Origin of the sequence: Shewanella electrica (assembly GCF_022321485.1) — a bacterium.
GTDB classification, from domain to species: Bacteria; Pseudomonadota; Gammaproteobacteria; order Enterobacterales; family Shewanellaceae; genus Shewanella; species Shewanella electrica.
The window spans coordinates 25,495-50,200 of record NZ_JAKOGG010000012.1 but is presented as its reverse complement, the minus strand read 5'-3'; the positions used below and the strand labels follow the sequence as shown (position 1 = coordinate 50,200).

At 50.4% G+C, this 24,706-nt stretch carries 19 protein-coding genes; 7 read left to right on the top strand and 12 right to left on the bottom strand.

Annotated features, from left to right (window positions below):
• Nucleotides 1-4: 4 nt before the first annotated feature.
• The 3 genes from L9G74_RS14910 to L9G74_RS14900 form a co-directional block, all read right to left on the bottom strand.
• The gene (locus L9G74_RS14910) at nucleotides 5-1,879 is read right to left on the bottom strand and encodes an FUSC family protein (RefSeq protein ID WP_238897215.1); all 1,875 of its coding nucleotides are present in this window, start codon (nucleotides 1,877-1,879) and stop codon (nucleotides 5-7) included.
• A gap of 303 nt (nucleotides 1,880-2,182) precedes the next feature.
• Nucleotides 2,183-3,592 carry a glutamate--ammonia ligase gene (glnA, locus tag L9G74_RS14905; RefSeq protein ID WP_238897214.1) on the bottom strand — a complete coding sequence of 470 codons (1,410 nt, stop codon included), beginning with the start codon at nucleotides 3,590-3,592 and terminating at the stop codon, nucleotides 2,183-2,185.
• A 559-nt stretch (nucleotides 3,593-4,151) separates the two neighbouring features.
• On the bottom strand, nucleotides 4,152-6,092 hold the full coding sequence (locus tag L9G74_RS14900; RefSeq protein WP_238897213.1) for a putative bifunctional diguanylate cyclase/phosphodiesterase: 1,941 nt from the start codon (nucleotides 6,090-6,092) through the stop codon (nucleotides 4,152-4,154).
• A gap of 559 nt (nucleotides 6,093-6,651) precedes the next feature.
• On the opposite strand from L9G74_RS14900, the gene typA reads away from it, so the two are divergent.
• Nucleotides 6,652-8,472, top strand: a complete 1,821-nt coding sequence (typA, locus tag L9G74_RS14895; protein WP_238897212.1) for a translational GTPase TypA — start codon at nucleotides 6,652-6,654, stop codon at nucleotides 8,470-8,472.
• 222 nt (nucleotides 8,473-8,694) lie between these two features.
• Complete coding sequence (locus L9G74_RS14890) at nucleotides 8,695-10,602, top strand: methyl-accepting chemotaxis protein (protein ID WP_238897211.1); 1,908 nt, start codon at nucleotides 8,695-8,697, stop codon at nucleotides 10,600-10,602.
• A 105-nt stretch (nucleotides 10,603-10,707) separates the two neighbouring features.
• Here L9G74_RS14890 and L9G74_RS14885 read toward each other — a convergent pair whose 3' ends face one another.
• From L9G74_RS14885 to L9G74_RS14875, 3 genes are all read right to left on the bottom strand, one after another.
• Nucleotides 10,708-10,992: a DUF134 domain-containing protein gene (locus L9G74_RS14885; protein WP_238897210.1), complete on the bottom strand. Its 285-nt coding sequence runs from the start codon at nucleotides 10,990-10,992 to the stop codon at nucleotides 10,708-10,710.
• 122 nt (nucleotides 10,993-11,114) lie between these two features.
• The gene (locus L9G74_RS14880) at nucleotides 11,115-11,996 is read right to left on the bottom strand and encodes a dioxygenase family protein (RefSeq protein WP_238897209.1); all 882 of its coding nucleotides are present in this window, start codon (nucleotides 11,994-11,996) and stop codon (nucleotides 11,115-11,117) included.
• Nucleotides 11,997-12,322: 326 nt separating this feature from the next.
• Nucleotides 12,323-13,537, bottom strand: coding sequence for a 4Fe-4S binding protein (locus tag L9G74_RS14875; RefSeq protein WP_238897208.1), 1,215 nt, complete (start codon nucleotides 13,535-13,537; stop codon nucleotides 12,323-12,325).
• Between the two features lie 360 nt (nucleotides 13,538-13,897).
• Between L9G74_RS14875 and L9G74_RS14870 the strand changes: the two genes are divergently transcribed.
• Nucleotides 13,898-15,241, top strand: a complete 1,344-nt coding sequence (locus L9G74_RS14870) for a diguanylate cyclase domain-containing protein (protein WP_238897207.1) — start codon at nucleotides 13,898-13,900, stop codon at nucleotides 15,239-15,241.
• 65 nt (nucleotides 15,242-15,306) lie between these two features.
• On the opposite strand, the gene L9G74_RS14865 is transcribed toward L9G74_RS14870, so the two are convergent.
• From L9G74_RS14865 to L9G74_RS14845, 5 genes are all read right to left on the bottom strand, one after another.
• Nucleotides 15,307-16,365: an FAD-binding oxidoreductase gene (locus L9G74_RS14865; protein WP_238897206.1), complete on the bottom strand. Its 1,059-nt coding sequence runs from the start codon at nucleotides 16,363-16,365 to the stop codon at nucleotides 15,307-15,309.
• 62 nt (nucleotides 16,366-16,427) lie between these two features.
• Entirely contained in the window at nucleotides 16,428-18,089 is a 1,662-nt protein-coding gene (gene hcp / locus L9G74_RS14860; protein WP_238897205.1) for a hydroxylamine reductase, read from the bottom strand.
• Between the two features lie 161 nt (nucleotides 18,090-18,250).
• Nucleotides 18,251-19,780, bottom strand: coding sequence for a nitric oxide reductase transcriptional regulator NorR (gene norR, locus L9G74_RS14855; RefSeq protein WP_238897204.1), 1,530 nt, complete (start codon nucleotides 19,778-19,780; stop codon nucleotides 18,251-18,253).
• 241 nt (nucleotides 19,781-20,021) lie between these two features.
• Nucleotides 20,022-20,666 carry a DUF2959 domain-containing protein gene (locus L9G74_RS14850; protein ID WP_238897270.1) on the bottom strand — a complete coding sequence of 215 codons (645 nt, stop codon included), beginning with the start codon at nucleotides 20,664-20,666 and terminating at the stop codon, nucleotides 20,022-20,024.
• 13 nt (nucleotides 20,667-20,679) lie between these two features.
• Complete coding sequence (locus tag L9G74_RS14845) at nucleotides 20,680-20,898, bottom strand: hypothetical protein (protein ID WP_238897203.1); 219 nt, start codon at nucleotides 20,896-20,898, stop codon at nucleotides 20,680-20,682.
• 110 nt (nucleotides 20,899-21,008) lie between these two features.
• Between L9G74_RS14845 and L9G74_RS14840 the strand changes: the two genes are divergently transcribed.
• From L9G74_RS14840 to L9G74_RS14825, 4 genes are all read left to right on the top strand, one after another.
• Nucleotides 21,009-21,890 (top strand): virulence factor BrkB family protein, encoded by an 882-nt coding sequence (locus L9G74_RS14840; protein ID WP_238897269.1) that lies wholly within the window; start codon nucleotides 21,009-21,011, stop codon nucleotides 21,888-21,890.
• Nucleotides 21,877-22,821, top strand: a complete 945-nt coding sequence (locus tag L9G74_RS14835) for an alpha/beta fold hydrolase (RefSeq protein WP_238897202.1) — start codon at nucleotides 21,877-21,879, stop codon at nucleotides 22,819-22,821. Before L9G74_RS14840 ends, L9G74_RS14835 begins: the two co-directional genes overlap by 14 nt.
• A gap of 3 nt (nucleotides 22,822-22,824) precedes the next feature.
• Complete coding sequence (gene dtd / locus L9G74_RS14830; RefSeq protein WP_238897201.1) at nucleotides 22,825-23,265, top strand: D-aminoacyl-tRNA deacylase; 441 nt, start codon at nucleotides 22,825-22,827, stop codon at nucleotides 23,263-23,265.
• 153 nt (nucleotides 23,266-23,418) lie between these two features.
• Nucleotides 23,419-24,012, top strand: coding sequence for an FMN-dependent NADH-azoreductase (locus L9G74_RS14825; protein ID WP_238897200.1), 594 nt, complete (start codon nucleotides 23,419-23,421; stop codon nucleotides 24,010-24,012).
• A 110-nt stretch (nucleotides 24,013-24,122) separates the two neighbouring features.
• On the opposite strand, the gene L9G74_RS14820 is transcribed toward L9G74_RS14825, so the two are convergent.
• The gene (locus tag L9G74_RS14820) at nucleotides 24,123-24,452 is read right to left on the bottom strand and encodes a rhodanese-like domain-containing protein (protein ID WP_238897199.1); all 330 of its coding nucleotides are present in this window, start codon (nucleotides 24,450-24,452) and stop codon (nucleotides 24,123-24,125) included.
• Between the last annotated feature and the right edge of the window lie 254 nt (nucleotides 24,453-24,706).

Below are 24,706 nucleotides of genomic sequence, written 5' to 3'. Positions count from 1 at the left end.
ACCGCTATTCCGTTGCGTGGTGGTGGGTGTCCGACTCCTTCAACAAAGCAAAAGGACGTTGCCAATTGAGCCACTGATACAGCTCGCCAATGTCTTGCATTAACCATTCATGAGGTTGATTGCTGGCCGCTAATACTTGCGGCAACAGTGACCAACGCGGGTGCATCCGTTGCTTGAATAGCGGGATCCACGCACTCAGTTGTTGTGCGGCGGCGGTCAGTTCAACATCGCGTTGCTGTCTTGCTAATACCACCAGCGTACAGTGAAGCGTTAGCCCGAGCCAGAGAAAACTCTGCCAATCCGACAGCTCTCGCTGTGACATGTTGGGCTCCAGCCGCATGTAGCCGACTTCTAACCCCAGTTGGCGCAGCGCGCGGTGAGCTTGCCAGCGCAGCATACGATCGCGTTCCCCCGCGGCAATTTTATGCAGCCACTGTTGCTCCAATTCGATGAAGTTCACCACGTAACTGTCGATCCAGCGGCGCGTCCAGCTAGGGATAAACAGGTGCATCGCAAGAAAAGCAATCAGCGCGCCGGTGAGGGTGTCGATGGTGCGATAGAGCGCAATCAAGGGATCGGACGGCAACAGCAGTGTGATGGCAAAGACCATCAACACTGTCACCCAAAACACGTGGATCTCGTAGCGCGCCTTGTAATAGGTGGCAAACGCCAAAAATACCACAATGCAAGTGGTTGGCAGCAACCACACACCGGTGCCGAAATACCACACCATGCCGAGCGATACCACCGAGCCGATCAGCGTGCCGTACAAGCGGCCCCAGATACGGGCTTGCAGTTGTCCCAGCGGTGCCACCATCAACACGATAAAAGCGGTGAGCGTGACCCAAAAGCCTTGTGGCAGTTGCAATAGCTCGACCACTAATTGGCAGATCGCCAAGGTAAACAGAATACGCAAACCGTGGTGCCACTCACGTGAGCCTTTTTTCAAGGCCAAATGCCACTGGCTGACGATACTCTCATGGTCAGACGGCCAGATCAGTGACAACAGCTGCCGCCATTCGTCGTTCAGTGGTTGCGATAAGTCTTGCGCCCGCTGGATCTGCTGGTCGACGGTGTGCAGGATCTGTTGGTGTTGCTCCAGTAATGGCACCGCAGGCAGTTCACCCGTTTTGGCAACATAGTGCGGCCATTGCTCGGCAAAGTCGGCTAAGTATTGTTGCAGTTGTTGGCGTGATTCATGGTTTGCCATCTGTTGTACGCGACTGATCTCTTCCATCGCTTCAATCAGTTGCAGCACCGAACGTAGACGTTTAGCTATCTGCTCCACATCGCTATTGTCTGGCATCTCTAACAGCCAGTGCGACAGAATGGCGATACTGTCGTCAAGTTGTTCACGCAGCGCCAGACGTTGGCCGACGTTGCTAGCCACCGAATGTTGCAGCATCTTGTTCCAATGACCAAAGGCCAGTTGTACTTTACTCAGTAGTTGCTCGCCTTGGCGCACACTGAGCCACGGCCCAGCAATCACGGCACTTAGCATGGCTAACCAGCTACCAAATGCGGCCGATAGCAACACCATTTGCCACGGCGTACCGGTGTCCAATAAATGCAGTGCGCAGATCAGTGAGAAGCCCGCGTTATAGGTCAGTAACTGGATATAGCGCCGTTGGTTGGAGCACAAACCATACAGCAAACCAATGGCGCATAACGCCGCCACGCCGATAAGATGATGATACAAGCTCAACAAAGAAAGCGCCGCAGCGACACAGCACACGACCGCTGATTTACTCAATAATTCCAGCCGCTTAGGGTAGGCCAAGTTACGACCCTGCACCCCAACTAACCACGCCGAGATCATCGAATTGACCCCCGCCGTGGTGTTACCTAAAAAGGCAAACAGCAGCAGCCCTATCATCATCGGCAAACCGATACGAAGTCCTTCGGGTAGATCAGCACGATCGGGAAGCCATTGCGTTAGGCGATGCAATTTTTGAGCAAACATGGAATAGGTTTGAACGGGAAAGGGTTAGTAGGCCGACAATGTTAAGGCTTTGCTGGAAAACGCACATTGTCACTGCGAGAAAGATTTGATGTTTATCACAGATTTTACGCGGCACCGATCATTCACTGTGCCCCAAATAGTAGAGCCCCAGACGAATCTGGGGCTCTTTTCTTTTTATTCACCGGTGGCTTGACTCACCGGAGATTGCAGGGCAATTGCTTACAGGCTGTAGTACAGTTCAAATTCCAGTGGGTGAACTGTGCGGTTGATTTTCTCAGCTTCTGCCGTTTTCAGTGCGATGTATGAATCGATGAAATCATTAGAGAACACACCGCCTTTAGTCAGGAACTCACGGTCAGCATCCAGTGCTGCCAGTGCTACGTCCAGAGACTCAGCCACTTGTGGGATTGCTGCCGCTTCTTCAGCTGGCAGATCGTACAAGTCTTTATCCATAGCATCGCCTGGGTGGATCTTGTTCTGGATACCATCCAGACCCGCCATCATCAGTGCAGAGAACGCCAGATATGGGTTAGCCATTGGATCTGGGAAGCGAGTCTCAATACGACGTGCTTTTGGTGATGGAACGACTGGGATACGGATAGAAGCACTACGGTTACGTGCTGAGTAAGCCAGCATTACTGGTGCTTCGAAGTGAGGAACCAGACGTTTGTAAGAGTTGGTGCTTGGGTTGGTGAATGCGTTCAGCGCGCGAGCGTGCTTGATGATACCACCGATGTAGTACAAACAAGTTTCAGACAGACCGCCGTATTTATCACCAGCAAACAGGTTCACACCGTCTTTTGCCAGAGATTGGTGCACGTGCATACCTGAGCCGTTGTCACCCATGATAGGTTTTGGCATAAAGGTCGCAGTTTTGCCGTAGGCGTGAGCCATGTTGTGCACAACGTATTTCAGGGTCAGGATTTCGTCTGCTTTAGCAGTCAAGGTGTTGAAACGAGTAGCGATTTCGTTTTGACCAGCGGTAGCCACTTCATGGTGGTGCGCTTCAACGACTTGACCCATCTCTTCCAATACCAGACAGGTCGCACTGCGCCAGTCTTGTGAAGAGTCAACTGGTGGCACTGGGAAGTAACCGCCTTTAACGGTAGGACGGTGGCCAGTGTTGCCATCTTCGTATTCGTTAGCTGAGCTCCAAGCGGCTTCTTTAGCGCCAACTTTGTAGAAGTTGCCTGACATGTCAGAGCCGAAGCGGACATCGTCAAACAGGAAGAATTCTGGTTCTGGGCCAATCAATACTGTGTCTGCAATACCGGTAGACTTCAGATACTCTTCTGCTTTTTTAGCGATAGAGCGTGGGTCACGTTCGTAACCTTGCATGGTAGCTGGTTCAAGAATGTCACAACGGATGATAGCTGTGGTTTCTTCGAAGAATGGATCCAGTACGAAAGTGTTGACGTCTGGCATCAGCACCATGTCTGATTCGTTAATGCCTTTCCAACCTGCAATTGAAGAGCCGTCAAACATTTTGCCATCTTCAAAGAAGTCGGCATTTACCTGGTGCGCAGGCACAGATACGTGCTGCTCTTTACCTTTGGTATCGCAAAAACGCAGATCAACAAATTTTACTTCCAACTCTTCGAGTTGTTTCAGTACCGATTCAACTGACATTCTAAAGCCTCCGGATAGGGTAGATTCGGCCCTTAGTTTACTTGGTATAAGTTTAACGCTGGCGCTATCTTCAATTTGAGGCCTATTACGAGCCAGAATCGTGCCAGAACTTTAACATCCTGAAATCAAAGGGCATGTTCAAATATGGGGCAGGCTGATTTTTGAAAATCGCACAATTTTGGTGCATTAACGCACCTATACTGTGCAAAATAATACGGATTGCGCTGTTATTTCGGCGGGTGGAAGTTCCATCAAATTGCCGATTTTCCTGCTATTCCCCCAGCGCTAGAGTAGAATGGCGTTAACAGTAAATCAACAACGATTTTCCAGTAAAACGCCCGCGGATATGAATGAAAAATCAAAAATAACATTTTGATTTTATGAGATATAGATCAACCTTTTTAGGGGAAACAGCGTTATTACCAATAACACTGTTCGCTAGATCAGCCCATCATTGATGGGGCGTAGTTATCGACTTGTCAGCAGCAATTTGTATGATGAAATTGTTGCCCCACAATGGTGATTGCTGCTCCACAAGGGATAGCCAATGGCGGCTTGCTCAGTCCGACTCATGCTGTTGCTGTAAAAAGCTGATCAGTTCAGGCCAAGGCATCGGTTTGGCGTATAGAAAGCCTTGGATCATGTGCACGCCCATCTTTTTTAAGGTGTCGGCTTGCCACTGATGCTCAACGCCTTCGGCAACGACGCGTTGTCCCAAACGTTCGGCCATGCGTATCACCGCATCAATAATGACCGCCCCTTTGGTATCTAAACTTTCAACAAACGACTTATCGATTTTGATCGCGCTGGCAGACAACTCCAGCACGGAAGCCAACGAGGAATAGCCCGTACCAAAGTCATCAATCGACACCATAAAGCCCATGCTTTGCAAGCGTTTGACTTTTTCGATGAGTAGCTGTTTTTCAAGGCTAAATGCGGACTCGGTGATCTCTAAATTGATGTACTCAGGTTGCGATTGGGTGCTAAACAGCAGTTGCTCCACAATGGTGATGAAGCGATCGTCCATAAATTGCAGCAACGAGACATTGATGCCCACCGTGGTGCCGGGAAACAGCTGGTTGATGGCCTTGGATGCTTTAAAGCCCTGCTCCAATACCCAAGTACCAATCTCCTTAATCTTGCCGTTCTGTTCGGCAATGGGGATAAATTCTGTCGGCGAGACCAGTTCATCGTTGGTACGCCAACGGAGCAAGGCTTCTAATGCAGCGGGCTTATCATTATTAGTGGCAAACAGTGGTTGAAACACGAGATATAACTCGTTGCGTTCAATCGCCAGCGATAAACGATTGCGTAGATAAAGCTCTCGGCTACGCTGTGCCGCTAACGCATTGTTATAGAAGGCACAACCACCGGGTTCACTCCTTTTACGCGCATACATGGCGATATCCGCGTGTTGGATCAGCTCTTCCGCGCTGTTGCCGTGTTGCGGGTAGAGCGCCACGCCCACCGAGGCACTGATATTAAGCTCGCCACCGTCAGCCACATGGTAGGAGCGGGCAATCAATCGCGGTAACAGTTCGGCACGTTGCTCTAAGTGGGCGAGCTGATGATAGGGTAAGGCGATTAAAAACTCATCGCCGCCCCAGCGGCATAGGCTGATGGCATCGCTGCATTCGCTTTTTAACCGCTCGGCCACCTGCGACAGAATGTCATCCCCAGTGCGGTGACCGATATTGTCGTTGATATCTTTAAAACGATCTAAGTCGATAAAAAACAGTGCGATGTGGTATTGCTGCGGCTGGGCAAATTCCGACACGGCGGCATTAAATTGCGCTAAAAAGGCGGTGCGATTCAACAGTCCGGTAAGCGGATCGATGTTGGACAACTCGTAAATACGCTGCGTGCGCTGCTGGATTTTCTGCTCCATATCGAGCACCAAACGGCGGTTTTGGTTTTTGAGTTTTATCGCTTCCATGGTGAATTGGTGTGCCCGATAACTGCCGTAAATGATGGCGCAGCAAAAGGCCAAACTGACCCATCCCGTCACTGAAAGACTGGGGTTGTCGTTGAAGATCAGCTTGCTTGAAAGAGGCAAGATCAACAGCATGGGGTAAAGAAATAGCGCCACTTTATCCGCTGCGAGGGCATTGGCGGCACCCGCGGCCATAATGAACACTATCACCATAATGCAGTTGGCTTCATAGTGACCAGCGCTATCAAAAAACAGCAGAGTATAAGCGCACCATAACAGTGCAGTGAGCAATAGGCCGCAACAAAAGACGTTACTCGGTTGAGGCGATTGTTTGACTAAATCGCCGTGATTACGGCGCCAACGCACGATATCAGCCGCCCGCAGCAATATCACGGTCACGAGTAGGGCAAACCACCATACTTTATGGGTGAAATCGGCGGGAGTGCCGAAGCCGAATACCAAACATGCCCCGGCAATCAGGTTCATCGACAAGCCTGAGTAGGTGTTGCTGTACAAAATTGCGGTAGCATCGCGTTGATACAACGACCGCTGTTGAGGACTCTCCATCAATTACCTTGGCTGAGCATCATGCCCCGAAGCTAATCGGTGCTCCGTGATTTTTCAAGCTTACTTTACCAATCGCTAAAATATAGCCGCGGCTGCGTCGGTGCCTTGCGTCGCGATACCGCTGGCAAATGCTAGGCGAAGTTTGCCGCCAATTGCTAGCTCTTGGCAATAACGGCGACGTAGCTGATGTCGCTGTATGCCCCGTCCCACGGGGATGTGTCAGCTCACGCATGGTCAACGTTTCCACGCTCCAGCATGGCAGCAGTTAACAGCCTTGAACGGCCATGGCTTACCCATCCAGTGCGCGGTGACGATTTGTCCACATCGTCTTGAAGTTGCACGGCTGTGAATACCTCTCATGACTGAGCTAACATTTTGGCAAAGGTCTAATTGCAATTATTTGCAGTAAAAGTGGTGAAGCAATGTACAAAGTCGTATGAATGCAACATATCACGGTGTATAATCGCGCACTTTCTCGCAGAGGCTCGACATCTTTGGATGTTCTTCGCTCGATATCAATGCTGCACGAACCAGTGCAACAATAGGCGTCAAAAATAAAATGTCATCTGAAATTAATAAGTTAAGAAATATCGCGATTATCGCTCACGTTGACCACGGTAAAACTACCCTGGTTGATAAATTGTTGTCTCAATCTGGCACTCTGGAAACTCGTGGCGAGTTGGATGAGCGCATCATGGATTCCAACGATTTGGAAAAAGAGCGTGGTATCACCATTCTGGCAAAAAACACTGCGATTCGTTGGAATGACTATCGCATCAACATCGTAGACACCCCAGGACACGCCGACTTCGGTGGTGAAGTGGAACGTGTTATGTCGATGGTTGACTGTGTATTGCTGTTGGTTGACGCGGTAGACGGCCCAATGCCACAAACTCGCTTTGTAACCAAAAAAGCGTTTGCTCAGGGACTGAAGCCTATTGTTGTTATCAACAAGATTGACCGTCCGGGCGCGCGCCCAGATTGGGTAATCGACCAAGTGTTTGACCTGTTCGACAACTTGGGTGCAACTGATGAACAGCTGGATTTCCCAATTGTTTACACCTCTGCACTGAACGGTTTTGCGACGTTAGATCCAGAACAATTGAGCGGTGACATGACGCCACTGTTCCAAACCATCGTTGATAAAGTGTCTGCGCCAGATGCTGACGCTGTTGGTCCATTCCAGATGCAGATCTCTCAGTTGGACTACAGCTCATACGTGGGTGTTATCGGTGTTGGCCGTATCAAACGCGGTACCGTAAAACCTAACCAACAGGTGACTGTTGTAGGTGCTGACGGTAAAACCCGTAACGGCAAAGTAGGGCAAGTACTGGGTTACTTAGGTCTGGAACGTATCGATGCTACCGAAGCTAGCGCTGGCGACATCGTAGCCATCACTGGTTTGGGTGAACTGAAAATCTCTGACACCGTGTGTGCGGTAGGTGCTGCTGAAGCATTGCCTGCGCTGACGGTTGACGAACCAACCATGACCATGACTTTCCAAGTAAACACTTCACCTTTTGCTGGTAAAGAAGGTAAGTACATTACTTCACGTAACATTTTGGAACGTCTGGAAGCGGAACTGGTACACAACGTAGCACTGCGTGTTGAAGAAACTGACAGCCCTGACCGTTTCCGCGTATCAGGCCGTGGTGAATTGCACCTGTCTATTCTGATCGAAAACATGCGTCGTGAAGGTTACGAACTGGCGGTATCTCGTCCAGAAGTGATCATCAAAGACATCGACGGTGAGAAGTGCGAACCGTACGAAACGATGACCGTGGACGTTGAAGAACAACACCAAGGTACAGTGATCGAAAAACTGGGTACTCGTAAAGCGGATATGCGCGACATGAACCCAGATGGCAAAGGCCGCGTACGTATCGACTTCATCATTCCTAGCCGTGGTTTGATCGGTTTCCAAACTGAGTTCCTGACTGCAACTTCAGGTACTGGTCTGCTGTATCATTCATTTGACCACTACGGTCCAGTGAAAGAAGGCGACATCGGCCAACGTGCTAACGGTGTGTTGATCTCTAACGCGACCGGTAAAGCACTGACTTACTCACTGTTCAGCTTGCAAGATCGTGGTCGTCTGTTTGTGGGTCACGCTGCTGAAGTTTACGAAGGCCAAATCGTCGGTATCCATAGCCGTTCAAACGACCTGACCGTAAACTGCTTGAAAGGTAAACAGCTGACCAACATGCGTGCTTCTGGTACTGACGAAGCGCAAACGTTGACGCCGCACATCCAGTTGACACTGGAACAAGCGCTGGAATTCATCGACGATGACGAATTGGTAGAAGTAACGCCTAAGAGCATCCGTCTGCGTAAGAAATTCCTCACTGAAAACGACCGTAAGCGCGCTAACCGCGGCTAATCTGTCACAGTGACAATTGTCAGTAAAAACCTCGGCTTGCCGAGGTTTTTTTATATCTCATGCAAACTCAAGCCCGTATTTGGTGTGAGAATTATTGCTTGAATTAAAAACTTACTTAAGATTCATTAGCTGGCATAGTGCGATTGTAATCACACTTTTTGATAGAGATCGCTAAAATTTTCGCCTCTTTTTTGATGTGGCGAGCAGACAATGCAGCTAACCATGAAAGCACGTTTGCTATGTGCAAGCTTGCTGGCAGTATTTATTACATGTGCCGTGTTGATTGTATTTTCAATCAACTTGTTACAGTCTCGGGCAGAAGTACAAACCCGCGCAAATATCCAAGTATTGGCAGAAACCTTTGCCAGCCTGATTGGATCTGACCTCAATAGTAAACGTATTGCGGTCACGAGCATGGCGCATACGATTGAACAATATCCGCAAGATGTGTCGGTAGACGAGTTACGTCTACTGATCTCGCATACGTTCCGTTCACATAACTTCATTCTTAGCATGTACGGTGATGAACAGGGCCTGATGGTGCGTCAAGATCCTGAGTGGGATGCGCGTTCAGCGGCCAAAGGTTACGATCCACGCCAGCGTGCGTGGTATCAAGACGGGACGCAAGTTAACGGCCTGTCGATGTCAGCGCCGTATGTCAGCGATACTACCGGTGATTTTGTGGTCACGCTGGCGCATCCGGTGAAAAACTCGAACGGTAGCTTACGTGGTATGGCGGGTTCGAACATCAACGTGTCACAAATTGCCACCCAGGTGCGCAAACTTACCGTCCCCGGTGATGGCTACACCATTATGGTGGATAACGATACTCGCATCATCAGTCACCCCGATAGCCAACTGAACAACAAGTACCTCAACAGTGTGGCGCCAGAACTGACCAAAAGCTGGCTACAGCAAGCGGTGCAACAGCAAAAGCTGCTGGAGATAACACTCAATGGTGCCACTAAGCTGGTGTACGCCGTGGATGTGCCTAATGCCGACTGGGCGATGGTGTTTGTCATGGACCGCGCCACCATTATGGCAACTTACACCGAGCTTACCTATTGGATGATGGTCATCGGTATCGGCGTGCTGCTGGTGTTCTCTATCATTCTCACCGTGGTGTTCCGCGCTCAATTTGCGGATTTGGATAAACTCAACCGCGTATTGTCAGATATCGCTGACGGTGATGGCGACCTCACTGTGCGTGTACAAAGCCGTCGTCCACACGATGAAATCGGCTTAGTGGCTGAAGCCTTTAACCGCTTTGTGACCAAACTACACCAGATCATGACCGACGTGAGTGATGCTGCCGTCGCCCTTGGTAATAATGCCCAGCAGGCTAACGAAGTTGCTCGAGCAAGCCGCCAAGAAGTCGATAAGCAGTTGGATGAAGTCACCATGGTGGCGACTGCTGTGACTGAGATGGCCTCGGCTACGCAAGAGATCGCCGGCAATGCTGAGTTGGCAGCGCATACCGCACAAGACTCAGTGCAGTTGGCGGCGGAAGGTGAACGGGCGGTCACACAAAGTCGGCGCTCTATCGAAGCCCTGTCGGCCGAAGTGACTCACACCGGCGCCATCATTGAAGAACTCAACCAACACGCGCAGCAAATTAGCACCATTTTGGCGACCATTACCGGTGTGGCGGAGCAGACCAACTTGTTGGCACTGAACGCGGCCATTGAAGCGGCGCGTGCGGGTGAACATGGCCGAGGGTTTGCTGTCGTCGCCGATGAAGTTCGCGTGTTATCACAACGCACTCATGGCTCAACGCAAGAGATCCAAACCATGATTGAAGCACTGCAAGCCACGACGAAGAAAGCGGTTCACGCGACGGCAGAAAGTTTGGAACGTGCCAATGAAAGCGTCACCGATGCGCAAGCGGCCAGTGATCGTCTCAGCCAGATTAACACTGCCATTGCCGAAATCTCGGATATGGCGCGACAGATCGCGGCGGCGGCAGAAGAGCAAACATCGGTTACGGCTGAAATTAACCGTAACACCGAATCGATTCGCGAGGTGTCAACCGCGCTGGCACAGCAAATGGTCGATACTGAAGCGGCTTCTAACACCGCAGTGAATGAAGCGAAGCAATTAGGCTCACAGGTCAATCGCTTTAAGCTGTAATTCGGCGCAGCTAATAACGAATAAGGCGCTTAACTTTCAGTTAGGCGCCTTATTTTTTGTCTCAGTGGTAGCTAGTTGGCGGGCGTGGCCGCGGCATTACGCCAGTTATTTGGTCAGCTCGCTGGTGATCAACGCTTTGCCATTGGTGAGGCAATCGACCAATTTTTTACGACCAGATTTGACCAAGTTGGCTAAGGTTTGCCGCGACACTTGCATCGCCACCGCCGCCTGTTGCTGCTGCATACCTAACAGATCGACAAGGCGCAGTGCTTCAAATTCATCAGGATCGAGCGGTACTTGCTCCAATTGCGACATTGGCGTGCCGTTGGGCTTAAAACAACTATCTGCCGGTTGACCACAAATAATGCGCGGGATTTTTGGTCGTCCCATCAATGCTCCCAATGAATTAGCATATTCAGACTTAAGCAACAAATATCATAGCCCAGCGGGTGGAGCAAGTGCCGCTGGGCATGGCGAGTTAAGGTGCCAATCAGTCTGGGCGGGCATAGCCCCTAGCTAATTTGAATGGTTTTCCACGCGAGCAGTGAACCATCACTATTGCGCTCGGTGTTAAACAAAAACTCCTCAAAGTTGTTGCCGTACACCATGTCTCGGCCACTGGAGAGCGTGGTGTCCTGTGTACCACGAGCGGCATATTCAGGATGGTTGTTACAGATATCAGCCGTTAAGCTGTCGGTGAAACAAAACTGTGATACCAACTCATCTAAGTTATTGTTACGAATTCGGAAATGGATATGAATAGTGCGGCCAGCATACCAGCCAGGGAAGCAGCTTTTGAAGTTGACCCGGCCATCGCTATCGGTGACTTGTGTACCGCGGAACCACTTAGATACCAAGGCTTCACTGCTATTCCCGGAGCAGAGCCCCACGGAAAAACGACCAGCATCGGCGCTGTCGCTGGTATCTGCGGAATAAATACCCGCGGTGTCACAATGCCAAACTTCCACCTCAAGCCCGGCCAGCGGATTACAATTACTATCAATCACCTGTAGGCACAGCTGCATCGGCAAGCCGCCTCTCTCCTCGGAAATGTCATCGAGTACCACATTCTGGAAATAGCATGGGCCTTCAATGAGTCGGCGTGTAAGTGCCAAGCTGCAAGCTGCACTTGTGGCAAATAGGCTCGTGGCAGGAAAGTCTACCACCATGGCCGCCGTGCCGCCGCTGGCCCAATTGGATGTGTTCTCGCCCCCGCCGCTATTGTCATTACCCCCCGTATCGTCATTGTTGGTGTCTGTGCTGTTGCTGGTCGCTGAGTTGTTATCACCGCCGCCACACGCGGTCATGAATAACGTTGGGCCAGCGATGGCGGTACCACCGAGCAGTTTGATTAACATTCGGCGTAACGGGCTAAGTGATTCTGAGTTACTCATCTAACTGATTCCAAAGTTATTGTGATTTTAATCAACATTTAACATTAGATATTGACGTGAGATAGAGTGGTCATCAGCTCTTTACATTAATTTACAAAGTTTCATTTAAGGTTGTGATAATGGTTGTGGAAATTTGCAATCTTTTGTGAGCAATCGGTAACACGACAACTCATTGATATGCATAGGCCGCAGCCTGAAGCGGGCATTGAAACAGCTGATGAACGTTGTAGCGGCCAGTTTGCTCAGTTGATTAAGCATCGCTGGCCGCCCCGCGTTCATCACGCGTTTAATGTGAACAAAAATTAAACACTAAAGATAAACAGCCGCTAGTGACCAATACGGTCGGCCATTTGCAATAACTGCATGCGGATCAGCTCAGGGGTTTGGCTATCCCAATAACCAGCGAGATAACTTACCAGTGGCAGTACAAATAATGCCGCAACCACGATGAGCATTACTGAGCGCGCCGACATTGTATGCGTACGGCTAAGGCCAAAACCCAGCGCCTCTTTTTTCGGGCAGGCGGCAACGCAGCGCATACAGGCTTGGCATTCGTCGGAATGCACTGTGGCTTTGGTGTGTACGATGATATTGGCTGGACAAGCGCGGGTGCACTTATCGCACTTCATGCCTTTGGCCTCAATCAAACAATGTTCACTGTTACGACGGATCTTCAGCGGGCTCAAAAAGCTGAGTAATCCCAACACCGCGCCATATGGGCAGAGGTAACGGCAAAAGCCTTGGCGACGCCAAGTAATAATGATGAAAATCAGCGCAAAGCAACACAGAGCAATCAAGCTGGGTTGCAGAAAGAACAGTGCCATTTTGACATCGGCAATCTGGTGGTAGCTGCTATTGATATAACTCGGGATTGCCATGCTCGGCATGCCAAACATAATCAAATATAAAAAGGCGGCGAGCAGCAGGTACTTGATCATCCGCAGCGGCCAGTCGAGCCAGCGTGGTGGTAGCAACTCCTCTTTAATGAAGCGCTTGCGCAACTGATACAACTTTTCGCCCAGCAACCCAATTGGACATGCCCAACCACAGAATGCCCGTTTGCAGATCAAACCGGTCAGCAACACGATGGCTAACATCACTGCCGCCGCTGGATGGTTTTGGTCCCAAATACCGGCGGTAATGCCTTTGATTTCAATACCACCGGCAATCGGTAGGAAGGCATCAACCACGTTGGGCCGCGCCAGCCAAGGTGTCATACCCGCTTTGAGCATCACGGTGTTGATAGTGTACTGCACCGCAACAATCAACAGCGCAAATAGCAGCAGATGTTGAAAGCCATCACGCAATTGGTTAATGCGCACTTGCCCTTCAACGCGCGCAGGCTGCCACCAGTGCAGTAAAGCTAACAAAATGGCACCGCAGGCAGTACCAATGAGTAAGGTGAAACTCGACGCAATAATTAACGCTGCTGCAATGGACAGCAGCGCGACGATGAAGCCGAAACGTTTGCCAGCCCACCACAGCTGGCTGGCGCCGTATAACAGTGCCAGCATTAAGGTGACTGATTCAGTAATGGTCATAACAATAGAACAAGAAAATGTGGGTATTTACTTTGAACCGCACGGCAACAAATGGTTTATTGGTACCGCTGCGTTTTGTGCAGTAGATCCAACAACTGCTGACTGACACGTTGTAAGCGTGCTGCACCTCACAAGTTGCGTACTTTGATGCTCGTGTGAATCACCGAAATAGGCGAGTTTAGCCGGGTGACAATCGCATCACGGTAGTCGAGTTGGCCTTGTTTTGGCTGCAATGACATATCGATAGTGTGGCGTTACTGCTAAGATGAATATGTCAATGATATTCTAGTAAAAATCATCGGTTGCTAATCGGTTTAATGAATCAGAATGCCAGCTTGCTGGTCTTGCACAAGGGATGAGATGAAAGGTTTTCGGCGCGCTGGGCTTGAAGCATTACTGGGATTGTGTGTCTTAGGCTATGGCACCATCAGTTTCTATTTAGTGGAATATCTACAGCACAGCTACAGCCGTGACATCACTGCTGAACGCACCCATTACTTATCACAACAGTTGGCCTTGGTGCGTTCTCGAATTGAGGCGATGCTGACTTCAGAGGTGTTTCTTGCTAATGGTCTCACCTCCTATCTGACGGTAATGCCACATTCCTCCGCCGATGAGTGGCGCCCTCTGGCCGAGCAGATAGTCGCCAATGCGCCCCATATTCGTAATATCGCCATTGCCCCCAACAATGTGGTGCAGTTTATCTATCCGTTAGCCGGTAATCAGCAAGCGCTGGGATTGGATTATCTTAAGCATCCACAGCAACTGCGCACCGTCAATATTGCCCGCCAAACCAAGAAAATCTTTGTTGCCGGACCGCTCACATTGGTCCAAGGCGGCATGGGCGTGATTGCCCGCCTGCCGATTTTTGTTAATCCACCAATGAATACCGAATATTGGGGGATCTGTAGTGTGGTGCTCGATTGGGATGCCTTGTTGGCCGACGCGGGCGTGCATGACTTTCCGCAAGGTATTCAGCTAGCGATGCGCGGGGTGGATGGCACCGGTGAACTCGGGGCTGTGTTCTATGGTCAGGCCACCACCTTTCAACAACCAATGTTGACGGAGAATGTGCATCTGATGAGCGGCACTTGGCAGCTAGCGCTTAAGGCCGATAAAGAGGCCTTTGCCGCTAGCTCTTGGCTGAAAAATCACCTGATTCGTATCTGCGGTTATTTGGTCGCCTTGGTACTGTTGTTGAGTTTGCTGATCATGTTTAAGGCGTACCGCAACGCGCAACGCTACTCATTTGAGGATGTGCTGACCAAATTATCGAACCGGCGACGGGTGAAACAAGTGCTGCTACACCTCATTCGCCGTAAGTGCCGCTTTGCCATCCTCAACATCGATTTAAACCATTTTAAGCAGGTCAATGATGGCTTTGGTCATATTGTTGGTGATGCGCTATTGCACGAAGTTGCGCAGCGCTTGCAAGGCTCGTCACGCAGTTACGACACGGTGGCCCGTATCGGTGGCGATGAGTTTTTGCTGGTATTGCCACGGGTAAGCCGCCTCACTGATCTGAGCATCATCTGCCAGAAGATCCGCCATCAGGTGGGTGATATTCCTTTTGAATACCAAGATATCAAACTGCGGATCAGCCTCAGCATCGGCTTTGCTATCTACCCTGATGACGGCGAAGATATCGAACAACTGCTGCATCACGCTGACCGCGCCATGTATGACGACAAACATCAAAGTTAGCGTCTAGCTGGATGGCGTGCGTTCGCCGCTTGCCTTATTTGGGCGAGCATACGCGCCTTGCCCAGCTAGCCGATATTGATATCTAAGTCGGTTTCAATGGTGGAACTGCACGCTAGTACATAACCTTGTTCAATCTCCGCTGGGGTCAATGGGCCTTGGCTGCTGGAGTGCACCGTGCCTTGGTTGACCTTGCATTTACAGGAGCCGCAAATCCCGCTGCGACAAGCGATCACCAGCGGCAGTTGCGCTTGTTCTAGCACATCGGCAAGCAGTTGCCCTGCAGTAACATCAAGCTGTCTGCCGAAGGCGGGAACATTAAGACTCACCTTGGCCGCAGGCGCGTTTTGAGGCGTAACCTCAGCCGTTGTCGAGGCGCTTGGGGTAAAGCTCTCGTGATAGAAATGGTTCATATCAAACGCCAGCGCGGTGAGATAGCGCTGCACATCTTGCATAAACTGATGTGGGCCACAAAGGTAGACGGTTCGCTGCTTTAGATCTGGCACCAGTTGTTGCAGCCATGCCGCATCTAACCGACCTTGATGGCAGTTGCTGTTACCACGATGTTTCAGCAATAAATGCAGCTGAAACTGCTGATAAGCGGCAGCTAACGTATGCAACTGATCATAGTAGATGGTTGCTAGCGGGCTGCGCGCAATATGCACAAAGGCAATATCGACCTCGGGCTGCTGAGTTAGCCAATGCTGCGCCATGGCAAATACCGGGGTTATGCCGCAACCGGCGCTGATGAGCAGCACTTTAGTGCCCGAGCTGCGTGGCAGTGGCGGATGATCAATACAGTTAAAGTTGCCGGTTGGCGGCAGGGCTTGCACCTCATCGCCAATGGCAAGTTTGTCGACAATGAAATTGGACACCCGTCCTTGGTTTACGCGTTTGACCGTGAGTTGCAGATAGTTTGTTTGTGGCAATGAGCTAATTGAGTAAGCACGAAACTCACGCTTATCAGCGATAGTGACTCCCAGATTGATGAATTGTCCCGGTTTAAAATCAAACCTTTGTGTGTCATCCAGCGCTGCCAGTTTGATACTCACGCTGTCATCGGTTTCGCGATATTTATCAATACAGCGTAATGTCACGGGCTGAGTGCCTTGCCATTGAAACATCATAATGACCTTCCTAAACAAGGCCTAAACGCTATTGCAGCGCTTAAGCCTGAGGGTGAGTGGAACTACGCCGCTAAAATCGCGTTGATGTCAGTTTGTGCATCGCCAATGCTGCGCATATCAAATTTTTCTTGAATGATGGCGATCAGATTTGGCGTTAAAAAAGCGGGAGCGGTTGGCCCGGTATAGATGCCTTTCACCCCTAACGCGAACAGGGTGAGCAGTATCACAATGGCTTTTTGCTCAAACCATGAAAGCACTAATGTGAGTGGTAGTTGGTTGATATCGCAGTCAAATTCTTTAGCGAGTGCCAGCGCCAACTGAATAGCTGAGTAAGCATCATTACATTGGCCGACATCAAGCAAACGCGGAATGCCGTTGATGTCACCAAAGTCATGATGATTAAAGCGATATTTGCCACAGGCCAAGGTGAGTAGCAGGGTGTCTTTCGGCGCTTTTTGGGCAAACTCGTTGTAGTAGTTGCGCTCGGCTTTATCGCCATCACAGCCACCCACAAGGAAGAAGTGCTTAATGTTGCCTAGCTTCACTTGTTCGATAACCGCCGGGGCGGCGTTCATCAAGGCATTGCGGCCAAAGCCGACTGTCACCAAGTGTTCAATCTCATCATATTTGAAGCCGGGTTGTTGTAAGGCACATGCAATCACGGCGCTGAAATCATCGCCTTCAACGTGAGATACGCCGGGCCAACCCACGATACTGCGGGTAAATAAACGGTCTGCATATTGGCCCACATGTGGGTTAATCAAACAGTTGGATGTCATCACAATCGCGCCGGGGAAATTGGCAAACTCTTTCTGTTGGTTTTGCCATGCGGTGCCATAGTTACCCACCAGATGAGGATACTTGTTGAGCGCTGGATAGCCGTGTGCAGGCAACATCTCACCGTTGGTGTAAACATTGATGCCAGTGCCTTCCGTCTGTTGCAGAATTTTTTCTAGGTCGTGCAAGTCATGTCCAGACACCAGAATACATTTGCCTTTGACCGGTTTGCGGTTGACGGCGGTGGGCTGTGGATGACCAAAGGTGGCGGTTTCACCGTGGTCGAGCATCGCCATCACTTGGTAGTTCATCAAACCAATGCGCATGGCGCAGTCGAGCAGTGCCTGTAAATCTTCTGGATCGGTACCGAGCCACGCCATGATCTCATGGTACTCGGCATAAATATCGTTATTGGTTTGTGCCAGCACGCGCGCGTGCTCCATGTAAGCTGCCGCACCTTTTAAGCCGTATAAGCACAGTAAACGTAAACCGATAACATCTTCATGCAGCTGCGTTTTACCACGATTGACCGCCACTTGTGGTGCTATTGCCAAGATCTGCTCTGGGGTTGCTGGCAGCTGGAATTGGGCAACTGCGGGTAACTCAGGCAGTGGCTGATCAGCCAAGCGCGCCGCTGCGGCGACCTGTGTTTTTAAGGTCTGGGTGTATGCCGCTGCGGCGGCGGTGAGTTCAAGGATCCGCTCGCGGTCAAAGTTGACGTTGGTGAGTGTGGCGAAAAACGCCCGCGGTGCCCATTGGTTGATTTCATCATTAACAATCCCCAACTTAACGGCGAGCGTAGCCCAAAATGACACGCCTTGGAGGGTATAAACCAACACGTCTTGCAGGTCGGATACTTCCGCGGTTTTACCGCACATCCCCTGCGCAAAAGAGCAGCCCTTAGTGGTTGGTGTTTGAATGGTTTGCTCACATTGAATGCAGAACATATTGAATCTCCAGAAAAGTTATACATTGCATAACTCCTACAGAGCAGAATGCGTGCCATAACTTAACTGGTTTATTTTCAATTGGTTATGTTGTTGATGAATGTGGCGCGTTGTATAAATGACAACGCGCGTGATGTTAAAATCACAACCTCAATGTGGTGCTAGGCGGTTAGCCCGAGTTTTTTACCCAAGCGGTACAGATTACCGCGATCGGTCTGTAAAAACGCCGCCGCTTGCGCCCAAGTGCCATTGTTCTGCGCTAATGCGTGTTCTATCAGCGCCTTTTGGTAATGCTCGACCAGCGTCCGCAGCGGCTGGCTATGCTGTGGCAATAATGCTGATGTCTTTTCGACATCGTCCGTAGCAAGCCAAGCGGCAAAATGTTGCTGAGTGATAGTTTTCTCGCCTTGTTGAATGGCGTGCAGCGCCGCGCGAGTGAGGGTGTGCTCTAGCTCGCGCACATTGCCGTACCACGGCAGCGCGGCCAGTTGCTTGAGTACGCTCGGTTTAGCATGCAGATTGGGCGCATTAAACTGCGTGCGCACTTTTTCGAGCAAATAGTCCGCCAGCAGCGGAATATCGCTGGCCCGTTCACGTAACGGCGGCACGTGAATAGGAAAGACATTTAACCGATGAAAGAGATCCGCACGGAAGTTGCCATTCGCCACCTCTTGCGCCAGTTGCCGATTGGTCGCGGCGATGATGCGAACATTCACCCATAGGTTTTGGTCGCTGCCGACACGTTGCAACTCACCTTGCTGGATTACCCGCAGCAGCTTGGCTTGCAGTGATAACGGTAACTCGCCGACTTCATCCAAAAACAGCGTGCCTTCATCCGCCAACTCAAACTTTCCCGCCCGTGCGCCGTTTGCTCCAGTGAAGGCGCCTTTCACGTGACCAAACAGCTCGCTTTCGGCCAAACCATCGGGTAGCGCGGCACAGTTAACGTAAATCATCGGCTTATCACTGCGCTGTGATTGTGCGTGTACAGCGTGGGCTACTAACTCTTTGCCCGTGCCGGTTTCGCCGGTGATCAACACGGCGTAATCCGATTGGGCCACCGTGGCAATGCTGTTGCGTAATTGGCTGATTTGCGGGCTTAAGCCGATCATCTCGTTGTGCTGTGAGCGCGCTTGTTGGATCAGCGTTTGGGTGACATTTTGCTGCTTTTGGTTCTGCGCTTTGAGCGCTTTCAATTGGGCAATATTGCGTAGGGTGGCCGCAGTTAAGGCGGCGAAGGTTTCTAGCGTCAGCGGATCGATATTATCGAATGCCCCAACCGCCAGCGCATCCATGGTCAAGGCGCCAACAAGCTGATTATTCACGTAGAGCGCGCAGCCCATACAATCATGCACATCGATGGTGGTTGATTCAGTCAATAAGGTGCCGTCAAACGGGTCGGGCAGAGGGCAATTGGCATCAAATCTGACCGGTTTGTGGCTTTGGATGATCGCCTGCAACCGCGGATGGGCGTTGGGTGCGTAGCGCCTTGCCAACACCGAACGCGCAATGCCTTTCACCGCAACTGGGGTTAGTAGGCCATCGGCATCGAGAATAAACAAGCAACTGGCATCACAAGGGAATACCTCGGTCACACCTTCAATGAGATCTTGATACTGCTGCTCGTGCGACCGATTGGAACTCAGGTTTAACGAGATATCGAGTAGGATTTGCTCTATCGATTTTGACATGGCGCGATAACCTCAACACACAACAATGTCGGCTATCCTAGCAATGTGATGTCAATAAGACATCGAGGAGTGCGCAAATCTGTGAGGCTAGCCCAACTATGGTCTAGCCTGCGGCGTTCATTTAAACGCGTCCTGAACTTTGTTGCCCCCAGCTTGCTTAGTTGACTAAGCGTCGCAGGCCGCGCCTCGTTCATAACGCGTTTAATTTGAACAAAAATCAAACAATAAAGATAAACAGCCCCTAGTTTTCCATACCGTCGATAAAGCGATTGGACTCAGCAATGGAGTTGTTCATCTCGTTAATTAGCGCGGAGATATCGGCCTGCAAACTGCTAAACTCGCCTTTGATTGAGGCGATGGTTTTGGCATTTAGATTATGCTTTAGATACAACATATTATCTTTCATGGCGGTCAAGATGGGCGGCATCTTACCTTCGGCACGGCGCATGCTTTGCAACATCTTGCGGTAGGAGCGCTCTGTTTGGTTCAACTTGGTTTGACTCTGTTGGCGCAGCGACGCTTTGCTGATCTCGCCGATCTCTTTCTGCCACTCGTCAAACAGCGCCTCGGCGACAGACTCAACTTTATCGATGCGTGAGCTGACTTCATCGGCCGCCGCTGAGGCGGATTCATATTCATCTTTAGCGCTAAAGTAGGCTTTTTCTAAATCGCCGCCATTACTATTGAGCAAGGCTTGCATCTCTTCCAGCGCTGAACTGAACTGCTTTTGCGCGTCTTGTTGTGATTCTTTCGCATCGTTAACGCGATCGACCATGATGTCGCGTTTATAAATGCCGACTTTCTCCATGGCGCTGTAATAGGCGCTTTGACAACCGCCCAGTAGCAACAGACTACTGAACAGCGCGATCTTCAGGGATGTTTTCATCATTTAGCTCCGCTTAAGCTCGGAATTTGGCTGCGTCGATAATGCTCCACAGGTGTAACACCACAGCAATAATGGCGGGAATAATTAACCACCACAGCGCATAACAGCCTGCGGTGAATACAAAAAACAGTATGGCCGCTAATAAACGCCCTTGAACTAATTGCCCTAAGCCGGGGATAAAAATATTGCAGATGGCGGCAATAACATTGCCGGATGAACCTTGTTGTGACATTGATTGCTCCTCTTTGGCCGTCACGAAAGCGACGTACCAGTATCACCTTTGTCAACAGGATGTTATTGTACGAAGATAGCGACATTCGACTTAAAGGACAATGCTGCAAAGTGCGCCAGAACATTGATTTCAGTAAATTACGACCATTTCTCATCGCCAGTTGGCGATTCTTTTCGCATCTGCGTTTACGTCTCAAGCGCGACCAAATCAACATTCGTGCCGGGCATTTAGCCTATGTGACCTTGCTGTCGTTGGTGCCGATGGTGGCGGTGACCATGTCAACGCTGTCGGCATTTCCGGTATTTAAAGGGGTGCGAACGCAGATTGAATCCTTTATTTACGAGAATTTTTTGCCGGCGGCGGGCGATACGGTGCAGGTGTATATCAATCAGTTTGTCGGCAATGCCTCTAAAGGCACGGCGATTGGTATCGGCGCGCTGATGGTGGTGGCGTTATTGCTGATCAGCGCCATTGATAAAGCGCTGAACTACATCTGGCGTAACCCGAAAAAGCGGCCAGCGGTGTTGTCGTTTTCCATGTATTGGATGATTTTGACGCTCGGCCCCATTCTAATGGGCGCGAGTTTAGCGGCAACATCGTACGTGGTTTCGCTGCAAGTGTTTCATGATGCTGACACTTACGGCATTGGCGCGTTTTTTGTGGCGCGTTTGCCGTTTATCTTCTCTGTCGCGGCGTTTTTGCTGCTCTATACCGTGGTGCCCAATCAAAAAGTGCAGCTGTTGCATGCCTTGCTCGGTGCCATGGTCGCCGCGTTGTTGTTTGAGGCGGGTAAAAAAGCGTTTGCTTTTTATGTCACTAATTTCCCTTCATATGAGGCGATTTATGGTGCGTTGGCAACGGTGCCGATTCTATTTGTGTGGGTTTATCTGTCGTGGATGATCGTACTACTTGGCGCCGAAATTACCGCAGCGTTGCCCGAGTTCTTGCGTCTGTCCTGTGCAGATGTCGAGGAAGATAATGGCGCACAATGAGCCATTTACGGAAACGTGGCTCGACACCGGCGATGGTCATCTATTGCATCTCAGCCAACACGGTAATCCTGCTGGCGTACCGATTTTATTTTTGCATGGTGGCCCAGGTGCGGGCTGCACGGCACAAGAGTTACAGCTATTTGATTTAAGCCAGTGCCACGTGATTTTGCTCGACCAGCGTGGTGCTGGCGAGTCGCTGCCTGCCGGCGAACTGCGTCATAACGACTTACTCAGTTTACTGACCGATCTGGAACGCATTCGCCACTGGCTGCAATTGGAGCAATGGTGCTTGGTCGGTGGCTCGTTCGGCGCCACTTTAGGATTGATCTATTCCGGTTTGTGTCCGCAGCGGGTGATGGCGCAGCTGTATTGGGGATTATTTATTCCCTCCGATGCTGGCCGCGATTGGCTCTATGGCAGCGGCGGCGCGGCCAAGCGGTTTCCTATCGATTACCACAGTTTTGTCAATGCGGCGCAGCCACGCGGTAGCGGTTTGTCCTTGCTGTTTGAGGCCTATCAAGGCCAACTGCACGGCGGCAGTCGTGAACGGCGCTGTGTTGAAGCATGGAACCGCTGGGAACGAGTGTTGGCACAGCCTTGGAGTGTGTTAACTCCAGTGCCATATCGCCGTGATGAAGCTACCGCCAAGATTGAACATCACTACGCCAAGCAACGTTATTTTGATGCCTACACCTTGTTGTATGAAGGGCGGCAACAATGGCCGGCTCACACCGAAATTATTCAAGGCACGCAAGATTGGGTGTGCCCCGAGCATTTATTGCGGGAGTTTTTAGCCCAAGGCAGCGCACCGCATCAACTTACGTGGGTATCTGGTGGCTTTCATGGTTTGGCGGAAGATAAAATGCAGCAGGCGGTGCAGCAAGGTTGCCGCCGCATGTTTGCTAATGTCACAGCGCAGTTTAAGGAGTAGCGGTTGATAGCGTTAATTCAGCGAGTACGTCAGGCCAGTGTCACGGTGGCCGATGAAACCGTGGGGCAGATTGGTCACGGTTTGTTGGTGTTACTGGGTGTTGAGCAGGGCGATAATCAGGAGATTGCCCAAAAGCTTGCCACCAAGGTGATGAAGTATCGTGTCTTTAGCGATGATAACGGCAAAATGAACCTCAATGTGCAGCAAGTCGGTGGTGAGCTGTTGGTGGTATCACAGTTCACGCTGGCCGCTGATACCAGCCGTGGATTACGCCCCAGCTTTTCCGATGGTGCGGCCCCAGCACTGGCCGATGAGCTGTATCGGTATTTTGTTACATTCTGCCGTGAAACAGGCATAAATACTGAGACTGGCCGTTTTGCCGCCGATATGCAGGTGGCGCTCGTTAACGATGGCCCAGTCACTTTCTGGCTACAGCAAAGCTGAAATGGGTGGCGAAGAAACAGCTATTAACTTCTAAAAAATAGAATCTATTAACCTGTTTTATCCACTTTTCATCCAATTTATCTGAAGTTAAACTGACTCCCATTCAGTGGCTAGTACCCCTGTCCCAAATTAGTAAATTGGAGCGAAGCAATTATGAGCAAAGTATTATTGTTGAAACCAAGTATCCTGGGTGAATATTCTCAATCAGGCAAGCTGTTAGATTATTTGGCAGCATCATGGAAAGAGCAGGGTGCTACCATTGCCGTTCGTGACGTTGCTGCTGAACCACTGCCTATTTTAGATGGCGAATTGGCTGGTGGCCTGCGTGGTGGTGACAACCTCAGCCCACGTCAACAAGAAGCGCTGACACTGTCAGACAAGCTGATACAAGAGCTGAAAGATAACGACACCATCGTTATCGGTGCGCCAATGTACAACTTCACCATTCCTGCCCAGTTGAAAACTTGGATCGACTTGGTTGCTCGTGCTGGCGTGACTTTCCGTTACACTGCAGCGGGTGCTGAAGGTCTGATGACTGGCAAAAAAGCGGTTATCGTGGCTACCTTTGGTGGTTTCCATAAAGAAACTGCACATGATTTCGTGGTGCCTTACCTGAAAACTTTCCTCGGCTTTATCGGTATCACTGACGTTGAAGTGGTTTACGCCGAAGGCTTGAACGTGACACCAGAGCAGCACGACAAAGCGATGGCTGAAGCTCAGCAAGCCATTGATGCGCTGACTCTCTAAGTCGCATTCGGTAGTAGGTCGTTCGTTTTATCGCTGTATGTCCATGAGCGGCAGTTGAGTCCCGTGCCGCCACTGGTTTTTGCCCCGCACTGTTGCAGTTCGGGGCTTTTTTATGCGCTTTGGGCGGGAATGGCTTTGAGTAGATCGCCCAAGGCGCCAGCGTTGATCACGCAGTCAAAACCGTTGGCTTTGAGCAACTCACAGCCTTGGCGGGCACGAATACCCGCGCCGCAATAGAGTAAGGTCACTTGCGATTTATCTTGTGTAGTCAGCCACTCGGCAAAATGCTCTAACGGCACATTTTCCGCTTGCGGCAGATGAGCAACGGCGTATTCAATCTCGGAGCGCACATCAATCACACGCGCACCTTGGGCGATCAGTTCCCAGCAGGTGTCACTATTGATTGGGCTAGAAAGTCGTGACAATAAAGGCAACAACATAAGCTCTCCATGAATATTCAGGCCATCGCCCGAGCATCATAGCGAGTTATTTATTTGTGCATAAATTAGCCATTGGTCGCAGCGGGCTTCCTGCGGTAATAAATATTATTTTTTGAATCGGGAAGAATTATTTTAAGTGGGTTTAAATGCCCTCATTTCAAAATTTATCGTATATCTCAATTCGAGAGCCTGTATTTTTCGAATGTGTGCGCAGTTAGATATTCTGTCGAAATGTAAATATTGCGGTCACAGTC